The sequence below is a fragment of the Arthrobacter sp. N199823 genome (assembly GCF_002929705.1).
Classification (GTDB): domain Bacteria; phylum Actinomycetota; class Actinomycetes; order Actinomycetales; family Micrococcaceae; genus Specibacter.
In genome coordinates this window covers 41,560-55,594 of sequence record NZ_PJIN01000005.1, presented here as the reverse complement: position 1 = coordinate 55,594, position 14,035 = coordinate 41,560, and the positions used below count along the sequence as shown (strand labels likewise).

The window sequence follows — 14,035 nt, the reverse complement described above, 5'->3', positions numbered from 1 at the left end:
TCGGCACCGCATAACGCAGCTGACCCGCAGCAAACGGCGAGAACCACGGGAATTTCTGTGGTTTTCGCCGCCTGCTGCGGGTCAGTGACTAGCGGTCAGCGGCTAGTTGCTAGTGCTTGGCTGCCTTGCGGCGGTTAGCCATGGCGACGCCAACACCTGCTCCGAGCAGAACCAAAGCGCCCAAACCGAGCGGAAGCACGGTGGCTCCCGTGTTGGGGAGGTCACCTGCGCCGCTACCGGCACCGTTGCCTGAGCCGTTACCGGCACCCGGAGTCGACGAAGCGGACGGTGAGGTACCCGGCGTCGTGCTGGTTCCAGTGGGACTCGGCGTACTTGTATCCGTCGGTGACGCTGAATCCGTCGGTGTCGGGGTGCCTGAGTCGGCCGTCACCGGGATGGTGATCGGCAGACGGGCGTAAGTTCCGCCGTCGGTGGTGATAGTGAAGCGTCCAGCGTTGAGCTGCTCCGGCACCGTGAAGCTCAGTGTCGCAGCTCCGTCGGCGACGGGGAAAGTACCCAGTTCGGACGGCAGAACTACGGCCGCCATGACCGCGAATCCTGTGCCGCCGCCGCTGCCCGAAGGTTCGTAGCGGACGGTCACCGTGGTGGATTCGGGGGTGCCTAGTGAAGTCAGATCAAGCTTGCTGAGCTTCATGGTGACCTTCTGGCCCTCCGTCACAGCAGCCGGTGCATCCACGACGTCCACGCCGCGGCGAGAGAAATCGGGTGCGATCGGGGCAGCCTTGGACTTCTCTCCGAGGTAGGTGATCCAGGCGTCGCGGTCAATGAGACCGGAATCCTTGGTGTTGGATCCCTCGGTGAAGACGCGGAAGTTATCGCCGCCCGTTGCCAGGAAGCTGAACGTGCCCACGCGGTAGGAGCGGGCCAGATCCAAGGGTGCGCCGTTGATGACCACAGAGGTGATGTGATCGCCGAGTGCACGGGAGGAATCGTAGGTGTAGTCCACGTTGTTGGACAGGCCCAGATTCAGGAACGGGCGGCTGGGGATAGTGCCGTCAGCGTTAGTCTGCCACTGCTGCTCCAGCATGGTCTTGAGCTGTGCACCTGTGAGGGAGGTTGTCCACAGGTTGTTCACGAACGGCAGGACCGCATTGGCGGCGGCGTAGCTGACCACACCGTCGTCGAACCCTTCGTTCTTGTACAACAGATCTGCGCGGAGGCCACCGGGATTGACGACGCCGATCTCGGCTCCGCCTGTCTGATCCGACTTGAGTGCATCCAAGAGAGCGTTGCCCACCAGGTTGCCCAGTGTGGATTCGCTGGCGCGGTCGTCACGGACAAACGTGCCGGTTTCCTCGTTGAAGGTTTGCGCCGTGGTGATGTCAGCGGAGATCTTGCCCACGGGAACGCTGCCGGCAACCTTGGCATCAGCCAGAGCCTTGTCGGTGATCGTCTTGACCTCGGCCACGCGGGGGAACTTGGCCACGAGCGCGGCATCGTCAGCGGTGGTGCGCTGGACGTTGCGCTGGCTGTAAGCGGTCACCTCGTGCGTTGTGCTGTCCACGAACAACTGGATCTGGCCAACATTCTCGCCGTAGCTTCCGGTTTGCAGAATGGGGCGTGTCTTGAGCGCAGCGTTTGCGGCAACGCCCGGGATGGGTGCATCCCAGGCATACTGCTTGTGCGTGTGGCCGGTGAAGATGGCGTCGACCGAGGCGCTGGTCTTCGTCACGATCTCTTGGAACGCGCCCTCGGCGGCAACCTCCTGCTCGAAGGTAGCGCCATCGGGTGTACCTGCGCCTGCGCCCTCGTGGTATTCGGCCACGATGACATCGGCGAGCTTGCCGTCGGTGATCTTCTTGGCCACGCGGTTGACTGCCTCAACGGGATCACCGAAGTCCAGCATGGAGATGCCGGACGGGGTGACGAGGGTTGGGGTCTCTTGAGTGATGGCGCCGATGATGGCCACCTTCACACCGTTGACCGTGATGATCTTGTATTCATCGAGCGCCGGGGTAGTGGTGCCCTTGTTGTACACGTTGGCACCGAGGTAGTCCCAGTTGGCTGCGTCAATGACTCGGCCGTCCAGATCGGCAAAGCCCTTGTCGAATTCATGGTTTCCGACGGCGGACGCCTGCAGTTCCAGCGCGTTCAGCACCTCAATGGTGGGCTGGTCGTCCTGGGACGCCGAGGCGAACAGACTGGCGCCGATGTTGTCGCCTGCGGACAGGAACGCTGTCTTGCCAGCGCCCGAGGCGCCACGGAGCTGTTCCACCGTGCCGGCAAACTTCACCGTATTGGCGTCGATGCGGCCGTGGAAATCATTGATGTTCAGGAGGTTGACCTCCTTGGTGTTCTCGGGGGCCACATCCAAGTTCAGTCCGACCACCACAGGGTCGTGGTCGGAAGCTGAGAAGGCGGAGGCGTCGTAGAAGTTCGTGACGTTGTAGTTGTAGCGGCTGTAGCCCATGGCAATGGACTCGGCCGAGTTGATGTTCCAAATGTCAGCACCGCTGACCATGGACTCCGCGGCGGGCGAGGCCAAAATATGGTCCAAGGAACCGACCAGTCCGCCGAACGCGTAGGAGTGCTTGCCGGTCTTGGCGCCCTGATCCACATAGCCGGCGTCGGTCATGACGATCATGGGGTCTTCATAGGTGTAAGCGTTGAAGTCGCCCATGAGCAGCACCTTGTCGGTGCCCTGCGCTGCCTGCTGCTCCGTTGAGAACTTGACCAGCGCCTTGGCCTGGGCCGTGCGGGCCAAGTTCGAGTTGCCCTGCCCCTGATCGGTGTCGCCCGGCGTTGCGGCCGAGCCCTTGGACTTGAAGTGGTTGACGATCAACAGCACCTTGGTGGAGTCCGGAGTTCCGGCCACCTTGAACGACTGCGCCAACGGCTGGCGAGCAATACCTGTAAAGGCGGGGTCATCCAAGATGACTGAATCGCCCACAGGTGCGGCCACCTTCTTCTTGAAGATGTACGCCGTGCGGATCACGTCTTCAACGGCAATGGCGGGACGTGCCTCGGGGGAGCGGACATAGTCCCAGGTCCCGGGGGCGCCAACGTTGAGCGCTGCCACCAGGGTGGCCAGTGCTGCGTCGCGGTCCTTGCCGAACTTGGCGGAGTTCTCCACTTCCTCCAGCGAGAGGACGTCGGCACCGGAGGCGTTGATGCCTGCCACGATCTTGTCCTGCTGACGCTTGAGGTTCTCGGCGTTAGCAGCCCCGCGCTGGTCACAGCCTGTTCGCACGGCGATCGGGTTGCCCTCGCGGTCGTTGTAGAACTGGCAGGAGTTGTTCATGTCGCCGGTCTGCGTGAAGTAGTTCTGCACGTTGAACGAGGCAACTTTCAGGCTGCCACCCACATTCTTGGGTGCTGCGACACGGTTGTTGCCGAAAGCTATTGGCTGCACGGTGCCTGCGTTGGTGGGCGTGAGTGCCTCCAACGGCTGGAACTTGTAGGCGTTGTTGCGGTCGTCAAAAATGACGGGTGCAATAAATTCGGACGTGGACCCCAGCCGCATCGGGGTGGCGGCGCTCAGCCACGGCAGCGGCACGGAGGATCCGGCGGCGTTGAGGAAGTTGGTGCTGGCGCCGTCGTCGAGCTTGATGCCCTTTGCTGCATTCTCAGCCACCTGGGCGGTGTGCGCGGCGGAGCCAATCTTGCCCACGGCGGTGGGCTGCACCAGCGTCTTCTCGCCAACGGCCAGGCCAACCTCGCCATAGTTGTTCAGCGAGTAGTTGTCAGTGATGGTGAATTTGCCCTGCGGGGCAACGAGCATGCCTTCAAGCGTTTCGCGGGCTGCCGAGGCTGCCGGAACGCTGACGACGGCGGCCTTGACCTCTACCGCGGCCTCGTCCAGTTTGGTCATTCCACCTGCGGCGACGTCGATCTCGGTAGTGGTACTGCCGGTGGCGCCGCCAAATTCCTTGACGAGTCCCTTGACCTGAACGTAATCGCCAATCTTGACGCTGTCCACGGTCGCCGGTGAGTAGACGAAGATGCCATCGGAGGCTTTGTGAGTTGCCATGTCCAGATCGCCACCGGTCCCGGGGGTCTGGATAAAGTAGCCGTTAAATCCGCCGGTGGGGTAGGCCGCGGTGACCTTGCCCTTGGTGGTCACGGTGGACCCTTCGAGGGGGCTCTTGGCACCCTCACCCTGGATCTCCGCGATGGTCTTGGTACCGGCATCTTCCGGCGGTGCCGGGGGCTCGCCTGCGCCCTTGGTGCCGGTGGGGGTGGGAGCAGCAGTGGTGAAGTCTGCAGAGTTGTTGTCTGTGTCCGCGAAGTTGCTGCGGTTCAGGGAGCTGGTGACGGAAGCGGCCGAGGACACGGCTGTCTCAAAAGTGTTGGAGGTGCCGTAACCCAGAAGGTCAACGACACCGGCCGTGCCAGTGAGCGAGCCCGTGGCCAAGTTTGCCGGCAGCTTGGCGGCCTGGTCAGAGAGGATGAGCGTGCCGCCACCGCCAGCAAAAGAAAAGCCGCTGGAATCCGTGTCGGTGGCAGGTAATTCAAGGCCTGTGTCACCGTTGGAGTTGCCCTTGACCAAGTAGTAGTCGTTGGCCTTGATGGTTCCGGAAAGCGTCGTCACGCCCGTAGGTGCAACCGCGCCGGTCGCGGAGCGGTACTGCAGTGACCAGCCGGTGAGGTTGATGTCCGCAGCTGTGGGGTTGTACAACTCCACAAACTTATTCTTGTAGGTGGCGTTAGCGCTGCCGCCGTTGACATAGGCCTCGTTGATGATGACGTTCGCCGGTGCCGGAGCGGCTGCCAGAGGAGCAGCAGGTGCTGCTTTCAAAGCGGCATCTGCAGGGACAGTGGCCGGTGGTGTATCTGCGGAGGATGTCGCTGCGAGATCCGGTGAGGGATCCGCCGTCGGGCTTTGATCTACGGCTACTTCAGTGCTTGCAGCGGCCGTGGTTTCTGTCGGGTTGGGTCCGTCGTTGGCCAGCGCGGGCGAGATCGCCAGCGGTGCAACGGCGAGCCCAAGGGCCAAGGCGGCCCCGAGTCCTGCCTTGTAGAAGTTGTTGCTCGTCATGTCTCCAACTCTCGAAAGGGTGGCACGCCGTTGTGCCTTGAGTGATGATCGCCCGTAAGCTGCTCCGAGAACGGCACAAGGCACTCCACGGACAGAAATAAGGGAACGCTATTGAGCCAAGCGCATAGATGTGAATCATTCATGAACGGGTCGAGTCGGTCAAGTAAACTCACAGGCCCTGTTCAGTGACTTTGGAAAATGTTCCATTACGTTCACAAGGGCCTCATGTGGGCTGCGTCACTGTTCGAATTAGTGCTTTTGTCCGTGGAGAGGGCATTCGACGGCCGCGGGACTGGAAGTCCACGTCGGAGGTCGCTGCGCGGCACTGGAATTCATTCCGCCGCCACAGTTTGGCCACGCCAGGCTACCTGGAAGCCGGAAAGCCCGGGAAACGCAAGAGGGAAGCAATCTCGTGATGAGATTACTTCCCTCTTCTAGCGCGGAAGGTGCGAGATTCGAACTCGCGGTACGGGGTTACCGCACACTGGTTTTCAAGACCAGCTCCATCGGCCGCTCGGACAACCTTCCTTACCCTAGTAGTGTTTCATAGGCAGGGCCATGCCACCAAAATGAGTGGCGGCCCTCTTGAAGATTCGCAGGGTGAAAACGGCAATGGAGAAGGTTATGAAGGCGATTGTTACAACGGGAACCGGCGGGCCGGAGGTTCTGGTCATATCCGAGGTCCCTGCGCCGCAGCCGGGCCCGGGTGAGGTGCTTATTGACGTGATTGCCGCGGGAATCAACCGCGCTGACGTGCAGCAGCGCCGTGGTTTCTACCCGCCGCCACCCGGAGCCTCTCCTATTTTGGGCTTGGAAGTGTCGGGTCGGATTGCCGCTTTTGGCACGAACGTGACTAAGCCGTTCAGCGTTGGCCAGAAAGTTGTGGCCTTGCTCACAGGAGGCGGTTATGCGGCTCAGGTGTGTGTTCCGGCGGGTCAGGTGCTGCCATTGCCAGACGGAATTGATGTGATTTCCGCCGCAGGGCTACCTGAGGTTGCTGCCACGGTTCACTCGAATCTGTTCATGACAGCGCAGTTGCAGCCCGGCGAGACGGTGCTCATTCACGGCGGCGCCGGCGGCATTGGGGCTATGGCCATCCAGCTCGCCAAGGCGGCCGGTGCACGAGTTATTGCCACGGCCGGCAGCGACGAGAAGGTCGCCATGCTCACCAGCTACCTCGGAGCCGACGCGGCCGTCAATTACCGCACCGAAGACTTCGGGGATCGCGTCAATGAATTTACCGAGGGTCAAGGCGCAAACGTGATTCTCGACGTCGTCGGCGCCAAATATCTGGCCCGCAATGTGGCTGCCTTGGCTACCTATGGCCGTTTAGTGGTCATTGGCTTACAGGGAGGTGCGACGGCGGAACTGAACTTGGGTGCGCTGCTCACCAAACGCGCGGCCATTATTGGCACCACGCTGCGTGCCCGGCCGGTTGAGGAAAAGACCGCCATCATGGAAGGCGTGCGCGAGCACGTCTGGCCCCTGATTGCCAGTGGCGCTATCAAGCCCATGGTGGACAAGACGTTCCCGCTGGAGCAAGTCGCCGCCGCGCATGAATACTTTGATTCGGGCGCGCATGTCGGCAAGGTGCTACTGACGCTCTAGGCACAGGTCCCTCCACCATCCACCGGACGCTGCATCAGCGTTTGGGGTATTTTGGCCGACGCTCCCTCATGTGTTTTGGGCGTGTCATCAGAATCAGGGTTTTCGTCATTTTGAGCCACTTTCCGCAATTGGCTTGCGACCACCATACTCAGTAGCTATATTTGCCATACGCGGTATGTATGCCGTTGTCGCGATGGTTCATTGGGGGCCTTCGCGCCAAGTTGAAGGAGCGCTCCATGTCCATCAAACATTCGCTATTGGCCTTGTTGCAGGAAAGCCCACGCTACGGCTATCAGCTGCGCGGCGAGTTTGAGGAGCGCACCGGCTCCACCTGGCCGCTGAATATTGGACAGGTTTACACCACCCTTGACCGCTTGGAGCGGGATTCGCTGGTGGAAAAAGACGGGGACGACGGCGAAGGTCACCTGATCTACAGCATCACCGACGCCGGGCGCGCCGAGGTGATGAGCTGGTTCGCCCAGCCTGTTGCCGCGACGAATCCGCCCCGCAATGAGCTGGCCATCAAATTGGCTTTGGCCCTGACCCTCGCGGATGTTGACGTCTCCGCCGTCGTGCAGGCTCAACGTTCGGCCTCGATGAAGCTGCTGCAGGACTACACACGCCAGCGCAGAGCCGCGGCAACGAACGCCGGCACCCAACTAAACGGTGACCCCGGCGCCGGGGACGCCAATGACGCGGCGTGGCTGCTGGTGTTGGATTCCCTGATTTTCACCACGGAGGCCGAGCTGCGGTGGCTGGACCACTGCGAAGGCTGGATGGCCAAGCGAGCGGCAACGGCTGCCAAAAGCATGACTACCGCGCCAGTCGCCGCCCCATCCCAGAAGTTTGCCCCGGCGGACCAGGCGGTCAGCAAATGAGTAACGAAATCTTGCAACTCGCCAGCGTCAGCCGCACGTACGGCGAAGGCGCCATGTCCGTTGCCGCATTGCGCAATGTTAATCTGACCATCAGTGCTGGCGAATTTGTGGCCGTCATGGGCCCCTCCGGCTCGGGCAAATCGTCGCTGCTCACGCTGGCCGGCGGGCTCGACAAAGCCACCAGCGGCGAGGTGTTCGTCGAGGGCACCCCGCTGGGCGGGCTAAGCATCAATGAGCTGGCCCGCCTGCGCCGCCGTGCCGTGGGCTACGTGTTCCAGGACTTCAACCTGGTCCCCACACTGACAGCCTCGGAAAACGTGGCACTGCCGCGCGAACTGGACGGGACCCCTGCCCGTAAGGCCAAGCGCCAGGCCAAGGACGCCCTGCGCCTGGTCGGCATCGAAGACCTTGCCGACCGTTTCATGGACCAAATGTCCGGCGGCCAGCAACAGCGCGTGGCCATTGCCCGCGCCATCGTGGGCCAACGCCGCCTGATCCTGGCCGATGAGCCCACGGGCGCGTTGGACTCTGCAACCGGTGACGGCATCCTCGAGGTGCTGCGCAACCGTGCCGAGGCCGGAGCCGCCGTCGTCATGGTCACCCACGAGGCCCGTCACGCAGGCTGGGCCGATCGCGTGGTGTTCCTGAAGGACGGGCGGATCGTGGACGAGGCCGCCTCGCAGCATGACCCCGCCGTCCTGCTCGCCGGAATGGGCCACTGAGGTGGGCCTTGACCTGAGCCCCGTCAAGGGCGGCGGGCAGCACCGGCTGCGGGTGGCGCTGAAAATGGCGTGGCGCGACATTCGCCGCCACAGGGGCCGCTCGGCACTCATTGTGGCGCTCATTGCGCTGCCCATTTTCGCCATGTCCTTCGCAGCCACCGCGGGCATGAGCACGCAGGCCACGCCGGCGGAATCCGTCGCCATGGAGCTGGGCCAGACGCAGGGCCGGCTTGCGGACCTGCATGCGCAGAATGCCGTTACCGTCCAAGCCGTGGGCGGCGATGTTGGCTACGGCGGCATGGGATCCACAGCCGAGCCCGATCCCCGCTTTGAGCCCACCGCCCCGGCCAACGCCATTCCCGCGGGCTTCACGGGCGTCCCCTGGCAGTCCACCACGCTCCGTACCCCCGTGGGCAAGGCGCAAGTTGAACTTTCCACTACCGTCACGGACGTGCTGAACCCCGTCTTCAAGGGAAAATACACGCTGCTCGACGGTGCTGCTCCCGCCACAACCAATCAGGCACTGGCAACACGTGGACTCCTAGACCGCTTTGACCTGGCCCTTGGCGATGAATTGACGACGTCGGCCGGCACCTTTGCCATCACCGGCACCATCCGCCCCGAGAACCAGGGAGACGGGGAGGCCTACCTGTTCCTGGAAAAGGAACAACTTCCTGAGGCTGTTGCCCAAGGTTTGGGTCCGACCACGCTCTATTTAGTGGGGGACAAGTCGCTGCGCTGGGCCGACGCCAAGGCCTTCAATGCCCAGGGCGTCATGCTGACTTCGCGCAGCCTGATTCTAGACCCGCCAAACAAGGCAGAACTGGGTGCAGATGCCGAGCTGCTTCAGAACGACTGGCGCAATTCCACCATCGTTCAGAAGCTGCTCATGGGCGGGCTCATAGGCGTACTCGCCCTCTTGGAAGTGGGCCTCTTGGCCGGTGCCGCGTTTGCCGTCGGAGCCAGGAAGCAGCAGCGCGACCTCGCCCTGTTGGCGGCATCCGGCGCCGAAAGCTCCATGGTCCGCGCCACGGTGACGGCCAGCGGCTTGTGGCTGGGACTGGCTGGCGGAGCCATTGGAGCCATCTTGGGCAGTGTTGGCGCTGCCATCGTGGTGCTGGTGGTGCGGTCCCAGGGGCTTGCCTTCTTCACGGGGCTGCACATAATGTGGTTGCCGGCCCTGGGACTGATTCTGTTGGGCGTCGCAGCAGGTCTGATGGCCGCCATGGTTCCCGCGCAGGCCGTGGCCAAGCAAGCCACGCTTTCTGCCCTGAAATCAGGGCGCACGGCAAACACCCCATCCAAGTGGAGCACCCGTATCGGCTTGGGACTGCTCATCCTGGCGGCAGTCTGCATGGCTGCTTCCAGCGCGGCCACGATTGCCCTACGTGGCAATGAGAGCCAGTACTTGTGGGCGCCCTGGCTGGCAGGACTGGTTATTGCCGGTGCCGTGGCACTGGTGTTCTCCTTCATCTTCATGACCGGGCGACTCATTGAGCTACTCACAAAGAAGACCGGTTGGCTGCCTGTTCCGTTACGTCTGGCCGCGAGGGATTCGGCACGCAATAGGGGCCGCACCGTACCCGCCGTGGCTGCAGTGCTGGCCGCGGCCACGCTTTCCGGTGCACTCATGGTGGGTACGGCCAGCACCATGCAGGACTCCAGCGACAATCACCAGTGGCAGGCCAACCTGAATCAGGCAGCGTTACAGCTGGAGACAGTTGACTACAACTATGTCGACGTGGGTGGCGGCGGCATGCGGAGTGAAACGCCTGAACTTGTCACCGTCGATCCCGTCGCAGCCACTGAGCTACTGAAGGACACGCTGGGCCCCGGCATCACCACCCAGCTGGTTCGGGGCATGCCCCGAACCAGCCAATGTGATCTGGACCTGCAACAGCAGCAGACGGAAAACAATGGTGCGGAAATAGCCAACCCCGCGGTGTGCCCTGTGTGGGCGGTGGCAGAGCCCGTGGAGAACCGCTGCGAACTCGCGTTGGACTGGAAACCCAAGGACCTTGGCGACTGGCGCTGCACTGGGGCCATGGCGAATTCCAACTTCGGCATGAACTTTCCCATCTTCGTAGTGGGCGGCGAAGTCGAACTGGCAGCTCTGTTGGACCGCGAGCCAAGCGCAGAAGCCAAGGAGGCCCTGGCAGCCGGAGGTATGGTGCTCAGCAACAAGGTGTACCTGCAAGCGGACGGCACGGCTAAGGTCATCAGCTACGATCCCAGCGCCCAAGAGAATTGGGGTGGGTACGATCCAAGCAATCCGACCACGCAGTACATGCGCCAGCAACTGACACCGCTCACCTCGCACAGCCTGCCCGCAGTGGTGGATGCCCCGGAGAAGGCCCTGGCCTACTTTGGTGTGCTGTCGCCGGAGGCCGCCGCAACAATGAAGCTCCCCGTTAGCGACCAAGCGCTGCTGGTCACGGCCCCCAAAGCCCTGACCGGCGCTGAGCAAGACCAGCTACAGTCGGCAATGGCGCCCATCCTGGGCGAATATGGCTACATCTACTTTGAGCCGGGCCCGCCCACCAATATCGCCACTATGCTCTGGTTCATTGTGATTGGCGGGGCACTCATCACGCTCAGCGCGGCCGGGATTACGGCAGGTCTGGCGCTCGCCGACGGCCGCAACGACCACGCTACCTTGGCCAGCGTCGGTGCGGACACTAAATTGCGCAAAGCCATCTCCGGGTCCCAAACCTTGATGACAGCATTGTTGGGAACACTGCTGGGCGTCATCGCTGGTGCCATCCCCACCATCGTGGTGCTCTCGCAACAGCGCGGGTATCCCATCGTGATCCCGTGGTTGCAACTAGGGGCGTTGGCTATCCTGGTGCCGCTCTTCGGCGCGGCTGCAGCCTGGGTGTTCACGAAGGGCAAGCTCCCCATGACGAGGCGCCAAACCCTGGTCTGACCCGACGCTCCCTCACCTTTCGGGGCTTTTGACCCGACGCTCCCTCACCTCTCGGGGCTTTTGGGCCGACGCTCCATCACCTTTTGGGGCGTTTTCCGGACGCTCTGCCACTTTTTGCGAGAGTATTTCCGTGGCAACCCCAATCGCTGAGGGAGCGTAACGGGTTAAACCCCAATCGCTGAGGGAGCGTCGGTGGGAGGTGCTCCGCACTAGCAACGCTCCCGCAGATACCAGGTATTGCAGCTTTTCCCCCAACGCTCCTGCAGTTAGGCCAACACCCTGCCGTGTGCCGCTCGCCTGTCACTCGTCGCTGATTCACTACCACTCGTCGCTTGAGGAGCATGATTGACGCCACATTGGGACGGTGACCCATAGCCTGTGCCTACCCTCAAAAGGCCGTAACTGAAGTTTTAGCGTAGGGAATAACATGAGTGTGCCATCGAGCAAGGCTGATCAACCAGCCGATGTTTTAGTCCAGGATCCGGATCTGCCACCCGTAGCCGTCAACCTCGAAGAAGAGGCAGAGGCTCATAAGTGGACTCCTATCAAGATCGCCATTTGGGCAGCCATTGCGCTGTTGGGTGGCGTTGCTTGGGTCATGTTGGCAGTGGTTCGCGGTGAATCAGTCAACGCCATTTGGTTCGTTTTCGCCGCAGTATGCACCTATTTGATTGCCTACCGCTTCTACTCCAAAGTCATCGAGAAGTTTCTCGTCAAGCCCAATGACAAGCGCGCCACCCCGGCTGAATATAAGGCCGACGGCAAGGACTTCGTCCCTACCGACCGCAACGTCCTTTTTGGACACCACTTTGCCGCCATTGCCGGCGCTGGCCCCCTCGTGGGCCCCATCCTTGCAGCCCAAATGGGTTACCTGCCCGGCACTATCTGGATCATCGTCGGCGTCGTTCTTGCCGGTGCGGTCCAGGATTACTTGGTCCTCCACTTCTCCATGCGCCGAGGCGGCCGTTCACTGGGCCAGATGGCTCGCGAAGAGCTGGGCGTCATTGGTGGCACCGCCGCCCTGATCGCCACCCTGCTGATCATGATCATCATCGTCGCCATCCTGGCCTTGGTGGTTGTCAACGCTTTGGGCGAATCCCCGTGGGGCGTCTTCTCAGTCTCCATGACCATCCCGATCGCACTGTTCATGGGCGTGTACCTGCGGTACCTGCGTCCGGGCAAGGTCATGGAAGTGTCCCTGATCGGCGTCGTATTGCTGCTCGCGGCCATTGTTGGTGGCGGCATGGTCGCTGCCACCGAATGGGGCGCCGCCACATTCCATCTGGACCGCACCACGCTCGCCTGGTGCATCATCGTTTACGGGTTCATTGCCGCGATCCTGCCGGTCTGGCTCCTCCTGGCCCCGCGCGATTACCTCTCCACGTTCATGAAGATCGGCACCATTGTGATGCTGGCCGGTTCCATCGTGCTGGTCCGTCCGGAAATCAACGTCCCCGCATTCAGCGAATTTGCAGGCCGCAGCGATGGCCCGGTCTTTTCCGGCGCACTGTTCCCGTTCCTGTTTGTCACCATCGCCTGTGGTGCACTGTCCGGATTCCACGCCTTGATCGCCTCCGGCACCACGCCCAAGCTGATCGAAAAGGAACGCCAGGCTCGCTACATTGGTTACGGCGGCATGCTCATGGAGTCCTTCGTGGCCATCATGGCGCTCGTCGCGGCGCTGTCCATTGACCGCGGCATCTACTTCGCCATGAACTCCTCTGGTGCAGCCACCGGCGGCACCATTGAAGGTGCTGCGGCGTTCGTGAACTCGCTGGGCCTGACTGGCGTGCACGTTGATCCTGCGCTGCTGGCCCAAACCGCGGCCGACGTCGGCGAAGAGTCCATCGTCTCGCGCACCGGCGGTGCCCCCACGCTCGCCGTGGGTCTGGCTCACATCATGCAGCAGGTGGCCGGCGGCCAAGCAATGATGAGCTTCTGGTACCACTTCGCCATCATGTTCGAAGCCCTGTTCATCCTCACCGCGGTCGACGCCGGAACTCGCGTTGCGCGCTTCATGTTGCAGGATTCCATCGGTAACTTTGTGCCGAAATTCAAGGACACCTCATGGCGCGCGGGCTCGTGGATCACCACGGGCATCATGGTGGCCGGGTGGGGAGCGATCCTCATTATGGGCGTCACCGATCCGCTGGGTGGCATCAACACCTTGTTCCCGCTCTTCGGTATCGCCAACCAGCTACTGGCCGCCATTGCGCTGGCTGTCTGCCTCGTGATCGTTTCCAAGAGCACGCACGTGAAGTACCTGTGGATGGTGGCATTGCCGCTCGCTTTTGTCACCGTGGTGACAGTGGTTGCCTCCTTCCAGAAGATCTTCTCCACCGTCCCGGCCGTGGGCTACTGGGCTCAGCACAACGCGTTCAAGGCGGCGCTGGCGGACGGCAAAACCAGCTTCGGCTCGGCCAAGACGGTTGAGGCCATGGAGGCTGTGGTTCGCAATACCTTCGTCCAGGGAACCCTGTCCATCATCTTCGTGGTGCTGTCCCTGATCGTCATAGCGACAGCCATCCTTGTCACGATCCGAGCCATCAAGGCCGGCGGCGGACCCAGCAAGGAAGACCCGGCCGTGGCGTCACGTATCTTCGCCCCGGCCTCGGTTCTCCCCAACGCCGCCGAGAAGGCACTCGTGAAGGAATGGGCCGAATCCGGCAAACAAGCAGCACGGTCCGGGCACTAATCATGGACGTGTTGCGCAGTGCCGGCCGCAGCCTGATGGCGGTGAGCAAGTACCTCAAGGGTGTCCTCGGCGAGGATTCCTATGATCGGTATCTGGAGCACCACCAGGCCACCGCCTGTGCCACCGAGCCTATGACGGTCAAGGAGTTCTGGCGAGATAAGACTGACCGCCAGGACGCTAATCCAGAAGGTCGCTGCTGCTAGTTTT

At 62.2% G+C, this 14,035-nt stretch carries 7 protein-coding genes and 1 tRNA gene; 6 read left to right on the top strand and 2 right to left on the bottom strand.

All coding sequences use genetic code 11. The features are described from left to right. Nucleotides 1–109: 109 nt before the first annotated feature. Complete coding sequence (locus CXQ93_RS12265) at nt 110–4,999, bottom strand: ExeM/NucH family extracellular endonuclease (protein WP_104110730.1); 4,890 nt, start codon at nt 4,997–4,999, stop codon at nt 110–112. Nucleotides 5,000–5,439: 440 nt separating this feature from the next. Then, a tRNA-Ser gene (locus tag CXQ93_RS12260) sits at nt 5,440–5,527 on the bottom strand. A gap of 96 nt (nt 5,528–5,623) precedes the next feature. Between CXQ93_RS12260 and CXQ93_RS12255 the strand changes: the two genes are divergently transcribed. The 6 genes from CXQ93_RS12255 to CXQ93_RS12230 all read left to right on the top strand — a co-directional run bounded on the left by CXQ93_RS12255 (nt 5,624) and on the right by CXQ93_RS12230 (nt 14,031). Then, a complete protein-coding gene (locus CXQ93_RS12255) occupies nt 5,624–6,607 on the top strand; it encodes an NAD(P)H-quinone oxidoreductase (protein ID WP_104110729.1) in 984 nt (327 codons plus the stop codon). A 236-nt stretch (nt 6,608–6,843) separates the two neighbouring features. Next, complete coding sequence (locus tag CXQ93_RS12250) at nt 6,844–7,485, top strand: PadR family transcriptional regulator (RefSeq protein ID WP_104110728.1); 642 nt, start codon at nt 6,844–6,846, stop codon at nt 7,483–7,485. Next, the gene (locus CXQ93_RS12245) at nt 7,482–8,207 is read left to right on the top strand and encodes an ABC transporter ATP-binding protein (RefSeq protein WP_104110727.1); all 726 of its coding nucleotides are present in this window, start codon (nt 7,482–7,484) and stop codon (nt 8,205–8,207) included. Before CXQ93_RS12250 ends, CXQ93_RS12245 begins: the two co-directional genes overlap by 4 nt. Continuing rightward, nucleotides 8,170–11,133, top strand: a complete 2,964-nt coding sequence (locus CXQ93_RS12240; protein ID WP_104110726.1) for an FtsX-like permease family protein — start codon at nt 8,170–8,172, stop codon at nt 11,131–11,133. The genes CXQ93_RS12245 and CXQ93_RS12240 overlap by 38 nt, the downstream gene beginning before the upstream one ends. A 427-nt stretch (nt 11,134–11,560) precedes the next feature. Then, nucleotides 11,561–13,828, top strand: coding sequence for a carbon starvation CstA family protein (locus CXQ93_RS12235; RefSeq protein WP_104110725.1), 2,268 nt, complete (start codon nt 11,561–11,563; stop codon nt 13,826–13,828). A 2-nt stretch (nt 13,829–13,830) separates the two neighbouring features. Continuing rightward, nucleotides 13,831–14,031 carry a YbdD/YjiX family protein gene (locus CXQ93_RS12230; protein ID WP_104110724.1) on the top strand — a complete coding sequence of 67 codons (201 nt, stop codon included), beginning with the start codon at nt 13,831–13,833 and terminating at the stop codon, nt 14,029–14,031. The last annotated feature ends 4 nt before the right edge of the window (nt 14,032–14,035 follow it).